This is a genomic window from Streptomyces sp. NPDC002467 (genome assembly GCF_042889825.1).
Lineage (GTDB): Bacteria > Actinomycetota > Actinomycetes > Streptomycetales > Streptomycetaceae > Streptomyces.
Map to the genome: position 1 here is coordinate 325,036 of NZ_JBIARJ010000009.1, position 6,258 is coordinate 331,293.

Consider the following 6,258-nt stretch of genomic DNA (forward strand, 5'->3'; position numbering starts at 1 on the left):
CCGGCCCGTCGTGCTGCGGGGGGGGCGGGGCTCAGCCCTTGCGGATCTCCCAGAAGCGGAAGACGGTCGAGGCGTCGAGGGACCACTGCAGGCCGGTCACGTCCGGGCGGGTGACGGCGTACTGCTTGCTCTGCCAGAGCGGGAGGATCGGGAGTTCGTCGGCGACGATGTCCTGGAGGCGGTTGTAGTCCGTGGTGGCGGAGGTGCGGTCGGACTTCGCGGAGGTCGAGGGGATGATGGTCCCGGTGATCTCCTTGTTGTCGTAGTTGTTGCCGAGGACGTTGTCGGGGCCGAAGAACGGCTGGGTGAAGTTGTCGGCGTCCGGGTAGTCGGGCACCCAGCCCTTGACGTAGACGCCGTACTTGCCGGCCTGGATGTCCTTCTCGTACTGGTCGAACTCGACGGACTTGACGTCGGCTTCGAAGAGGCCGCTGTCGTTCAGCTGCTTGGCGATGAGCTGGAGTTCCTGGTCGGTGGAGGAGCCGTAGCGGTTGGACGTCGAGTACAGGGTGAGCTTGACCTTGTCCTTGACGTTGGCGGCGCGCAGGACGGCCTTGGCCTTCTCCGGCTGGGGGCTGCCGCCGTAGCGGTCGAAGAAGGGGGTGGTGTGCGAGGGGATGCCGGCCGGGACGATCGAGTAGAGGGCGGTCGCCGTTCCCTGGTAGACCTCCTTGACCAGGGTTTCGCGGTCGACGAGGTAGGCGATGGCCTTGCGGACGTGGATCTTTCCGGCGACCGGGTCGTTCATGTTGAAGACGAGGTGCTGGACCTCGGCGCCGGTGCCCTGGACGACCTCGACCTTCTTGTCGCCGGTGTTGGCGGAGAGGCCGGCGATGTCCTTGGCGGCGAGGCCGCGGAAGGCGAAGTCGACGCCTCCGCTTTCGAGGACCTTCTTCAGGGCGGCCTGGTCGTCGTTGTAGAACTTCATGGTGACACCGGAGTTCCGCACCTTGGCCTTGCCGGTGTAGGACTCGTTGACGGAGAAGCTCGCGCTCTTTTCGTTGATCGAATCGAGCTTGTAGACGCCGGAGCCGATGGCCTTGCCGTCGGTGCGGAGCTTGTCGGCGGGGTATTCGGCGTGGTCGACGATGGAGCCGGCGCCCGAGGCGATCTTGCTGGGGAAGGTCGCGTCGGAGGTCTTGAGGTGGAAGACGACGGTCTTGTCGTCGGGGGCGTCGATGGAGCCGATCGACGCGAGCATGACGGCGGGGCCGTTCTCGTCGTCGATCTTCAGGGTGCGCTCGAAGGAGTACTTGACGTCCTTCGCGGTGAGGCTGTGGCCGTTGCTGAACTTCAGGCCGCCGCGCAGGGTGCACTTGAAGGTCTTGCTGTCGGCGCCTTCGAAGCCGCAGGCCTCCGCGGCGTCGGGCTCGGGGGTGGTGCCGCCCTTGGGGAAGCTGAGGAGCGACTGGAAGACGTTGTTGAAGAGCACCCAGGAGCCCGGGTCGTAGCCCGAGGCCGGGTCGGTGGCCTTCACCTTGTCGGATATGCCCATGACCACGCCCTTGCCGCTGCCGGCGTTGGAGCCATCGGTCGAGCCGCAACCGCTCAGCAGCGCGGCGGCGGTGGCTGCGCCGAGCGGGGCCGCCAGCCACTGGTTACGTCGATTCACGGTTACGTCCTTCTCAGTCGTACAGATTCGTCGGGCCGGCCCGCGACACCCGCTGCCGGTGGTTCGGGTGCGTCAGCCGCTTACGCCGCGGCCGAGCTCCCACAGCTGGAGGTCGGAGATGGCGTTGACGGACCACTCCACTCCGGTGATCCCGTCGCGTGCGGCGACGTACTGCTTGCCCTGCCACAGGGGCAGGACGGGTACGTCCTCGGCGACGATGTCCTGCATTTCCGTGATCGCGGGGACGGCGACGTTGCGGTCGGCGGCGCGCCGGGAATCGGGAAGGAGGCGGGTGCGTACGGTGGCGTTGGCGTACGGGGTGCCCAGGAAGTTGTCCTGCTCCAGGAACGGGGCGAGGAAGTTGTCGGCGTCGGGGTAGTCGGGGAACCAGCCGAGTCCGTAGGCGGCGTGGTCGCCCTTCTTCTGCGCGGGGCGGAAGTCGGCCCAGTCGCTGCCCTGGACGGTGATGTCGAACAGCTGGGTGGAGTTCAGCTGGGCCTTGAGGGCTTCGAACTCGGCCGCGGTGCCGTCGCCGTAGTGGTCATTGGTGTAGTTCAGGGTGAGCTTGACCGGGGTCTTGATCCCGGCGTCCTTCAGCAGGCCGGCGGCCTTGGCGGTGTTGGCGGCGCCGTACTTGTTGAAGAAGGAGTTGACGTGGCCGGTGACGGTGGTGGGGACCAGCGAGTAGAGGGGCTGGGCGGCCTTGCCGTAGACCTTGTCGATGAGGGCGTTGCGGTCGACGGCGGCGGCGAGGGCCTGGCGCACGGCCTTGTCCTTGACGACGGGGGCGTCGGTGTTGAAGCCGAGGTAGCGGATCTCCAGCCCGGACAGCGGGGTGAGCCTGACGCCCTTGGGGGGCTTGGTGGAGAACTCGCTGATCTGGGCGGGCGACAGGGTGCGGGAGATCATGTGGATCTTCCCTTCGGCGAGTGCCCTGCCCATGGCCGTCGAGTCGGCGTAGGTACGCAGTTCGGCCTTGTCGTTCTGCAGCTTGAGGTCGCCCTTGTAGTTGGGGTTCTTGCTGAAGACGGCGCGGACGAGCTGGTTGTTCTTGACTTCGGCCTTCATCGTGTACGGGCCGGAGCCGTCCACGGCGAAGCCCTCGCGGAGCTTCTTGGCGTCGTAGTTCTTCTCGCTGACGATGCCCGTGGCGGGGGTGGAGAGCTTGTACGGGAAGGTCGCGTCCGGGGTCTTCAGGTGGAAGACGACGGTGTCGGCGGCCTTGGCCTCGACGGAGTCGATGTTGGCCAGGAGCGAGGAGGGGCCGTTCTCGTCCTTGATGGTGAGGACGCGATCGATGGAGAACTTGACGTCCTTGGCCGTGACGGGGTCGCCGGAGGCGAACTTGAGGCCGGGGCGCAGGGTGCAGCGGTAGCTCTCGTTGCCGGTGTCGGTGAAGCGGCAGTCGGAGGCGGCTTCGGGGACGGGCTGACCGCCGGCGCGCGGGGTGTGCATCAGGGTCTGGACGGTCTGGCGCAGGACGTTCCAGGCGCCGGCGTCGTAGGCGTACGCCGGGTCGAACGGGGCGGGGGCGTATTCGGCGGCCTCGAACCGGTCGGTGGTTCCGACGACGATCGCTCCGGATCCCGCTCCTCCGCCCGTCGCGGTGCCGCAGGCGGCCAGCGTGGGGGTGAGCAGTCCGGCCGCGGCCGTCAGCACCATGGTCTTGCGGTTCATGCTGGAAGTACTCCCTGTTACCGGCACTTGCTCAAAGCGGTGTGAAGGGCACTTCGCGGCGGTCGCCCGTTCAGGGCGGAACGATCGGGCCGGTGTAGTGACGATCGGTCCACGCGGTCCCGGCACAGGGGTGTGTGACCGGGGCGGCTGAGGTGCGGCGCAGTGCCCGCAATGACACTAGTGGTCCGGGACGGGATGGCTGGAACTGACCGGACATGGGGCGTAATCGCACCGTGACGGGAGTGAACCGGCTGTTCACGCGACGCTCTGTCCGGATTCGGTCAGGAGCTGATCAATCCGGACAGAGCGGTAGGCGTCGGGGCTCCGGGACAGGTCCGTGGGGGGTGTGGCGGGTGACCAAGGTCACCCTGCGCAACTCCACCCGACAGGATGGAATTTCAGCCTCCGCTGCCTGTGACGGAAGATTCTTCCGCAGGACCTTAGGCCTGGGGGCGTTTCGTTCGGTACGGAGCGTGTGGTGGTGTGTGCGCTCAGTTCATGGGGACGATGAGGGAGCGCAGGAAGGCCAGGTCCACGTCCTCCAGCGAGCCGACGATGGTGCGGCCGGGTGCGGGAGCGATGCTGCCGACGGAGGGGATGGCCACGACGCGGCAGCCGGCGGCCTCCGCGGCGGCGACGCCGGTGGCGGTGTCCTCGATGACGGCGCACCGCGAGGGGTGCGCGCCCAGCGTGCTCGCGGCGAGCAGGTACGGGTCGGGGTGCGGCTTCGTACGGGCGACCTCGTCCCCGGCGACGGTCATGGTGAAGCGGTCGCGGCCCAGGGTGAGCAGGACCTGGTCGATGACGCGGCGGTGCGAGGCGGAGACGAGGGCGGTGGGCACGTTGTGCCGGGCCAGCTCGCTCAGCAGCCGCTCGGCACCGGGCATCAGCGGTACGCGGTCGGCGATGCGGGCCTCGAAGCGCTCGTTGAGCAGGACGCTGAGCTCGGCCAGGCCGATGGCGGCTCCGGTGGCCTCGATCAGGAAGGTCGCGCTGCGGCTCATGGGGCCGCCGACGACCACGTCGCGCCAGGTCTCGTCGAGGCGGTGGCCCAACTCGTGGAAGATCTCCGCTTCGATCTCCCACCAGAAGCCCTCGGTGTCCACGAGGGTGCCGTCCATGTCGAGCAGCACCGCCTGCAGGGCGTGCCCGTCTGCCGTGCGGGCGACGGGAGCGGGAACGGTGCTGGTCATCTGTTACGCCTTTCTCCGGGGACGACAAGGCCGGCCACCTCGACCCGCGGGGATACCCCCTCGGGGAACAGGTGACCGGCCTGTTTGGGACCGACCAGTGTACGCCGATCCGCCTCAGCGTGCGTTGAAATACTTCGCTTCGGGGTGGTGGATGACGATGGCGTCGGTGGACTGCTCGGGGTGGAGCTGGAACTCCTCCGAGAGGTGCACGCCGATCCGCTCCGGCTGGAGGAGGTCGGCGATCTTCGCGCGGTCCTCCAGGTCGGGGCAGGCCCCGTAGCCGAGGGAGAAGCGGGCGCCGCGGTACTTCAGGTCGAACATGTCCTCGACCTTCGCCGGGTCCTCCCCGCCGAAACCGAGCTCGGCACGGACCCGGGCGTGCCAGTACTCGGCCAGTGCCTCGGCGAGCTGGACGGACAGGCCGTGCAGTTCGAGGTACTCGCGGTAGGAGTCGGACTCGAACAGCTTGGCCGTGGCCTCGCCGATCTTCGAGCCGACGGTGACGACCTGGAGGCCGACGACGTCGGTCTCGCCGGACTCCTCCGGGCGGAAGAAGTCGGCCAGGCACAGCCGGCGGCCCCGGCGCTGGCGCGGGAAGGTGAAGCGGGTCCGCTCGTTGCCGGCGTCGTCGAGGATGATCAGGTCCTCGCCCTTGGAGACGCACGGGAAGTAGCCGTAGACGACGGCGGCCTCGAGGAGGTTGTCGGTGTGCAGCTTCTCCAGCAGCCCGCGCAGCCGCGGACGGCCCTCGCCCTCCACGAGCTCCTCGTACGTCGCCCCGCCCGCCCGAGCCTGCTTGAGACCCCACTGGCCCTTGAACAGGGCGCCCTCGTCGAGCCAGGACGCGTAGTCCTTGAGCGGGATGCCCTTGACCACGCGGGTGCCCCAGAACGGCGGTGCGGGCACCGGGTTGTCCACGGCCACGTCGGACCGGCCACCCGGCTCGTCGGCCTCCTCCACCTGGAGGACGGGGGTGTCCCGCTTGGCGACGCGACGCTGCTTCAGCTCGGGCAGGGTGGCGCCGGGGACGCCGCGCTTGACGGCGATGAGGGCGTCCATGAGGCGCAGGCCTTCGAAGGCGTCGCGGGCGTAGCGGACTTCGCCCTCGTAGATCTCGTGGAGGTCCTGTTCGACGTAGGCGCGGGTGAGGGCGGCGCCGCCGAGGATGACGGGGTAGTCGGCGGCCAGCTTGCGCTGGTTCAGCTCCTCCAGGTTCTCCTTCATGATCACGGTCGACTTCACGAGGAGGCCCGACATGCCGATGACGTCGGCCTTGTGCTCCTGCGCGGCTTCGAGGATCGCGGAGACCGGCTGCTTGATGCCGATGTTGACGACGTTGTAGCCGTTGTTGGACAGGATGATGTCGACGAGGTTCTTGCCGATGTCGTGGACGTCGCCGCGGACGGTGGCCAGCACGATCGTGCCCTTGCCCTCCGCATCGGACTTCTCCATGTGCGGTTCGAGGTAGGCCACCGCGGTCTTCATGACCTCGGCCGACTGGAGCACGAACGGCAGCTGCATCTGACCGGAGCCGAAGAGCTCGCCGACGACCTTCATGCCCTCCAGGAGCGTGTCGTTGACGATGTTCAGGGCGGGACGTTCCCGGAGCGCCTCGTCGAGGTCGGCCTCCAGGCCGTTCTTCTCGCCGTCGATGATCCGGCGCTGAAGACGCTCCTCCAGAGGCAGGGCCAGGAGCTCTTCCGCCCGACCGGCCTTCAGGGACTTGGTGTTGACGCCCTCGAAGAGCGCCATCAGCTTCTGGAGGGGGTCGTAACC

Annotated in this window: 4 protein-coding genes; all 4 read right to left on the minus strand. The window is 68.1% G+C overall.

Annotated elements, in window-relative coordinates:
• Nucleotides 1–31 precede the first annotated feature (31 nt).
• Nucleotides 32–1,612 carry an ABC transporter substrate-binding protein gene (locus ACFYYJ_RS21170; protein WP_385130700.1) on the minus strand — a complete coding sequence of 527 codons (1,581 nt, stop codon included), beginning with the start codon at nucleotides 1,610–1,612 and terminating at the stop codon, nucleotides 32–34.
• A 72-nt stretch (nucleotides 1,613–1,684) separates the two neighbouring features.
• Entirely contained in the window at nucleotides 1,685–3,289 is a 1,605-nt protein-coding gene (locus ACFYYJ_RS21175) for an ABC transporter substrate-binding protein (RefSeq protein WP_389134402.1), read from the minus strand.
• A gap of 491 nt (nucleotides 3,290–3,780) precedes the next feature.
• On the minus strand, nucleotides 3,781–4,482 hold the full coding sequence (locus ACFYYJ_RS21180) for an HAD family hydrolase (RefSeq protein ID WP_389134405.1): 702 nt from the start codon (nucleotides 4,480–4,482) through the stop codon (nucleotides 3,781–3,783).
• A 114-nt stretch (nucleotides 4,483–4,596) separates the two neighbouring features.
• The coding region (locus tag ACFYYJ_RS21185) for a vitamin B12 dependent-methionine synthase activation domain-containing protein (protein WP_389134407.1) at nucleotides 4,597–6,258 on the minus strand (1,662 nt) is incomplete at its 5' end.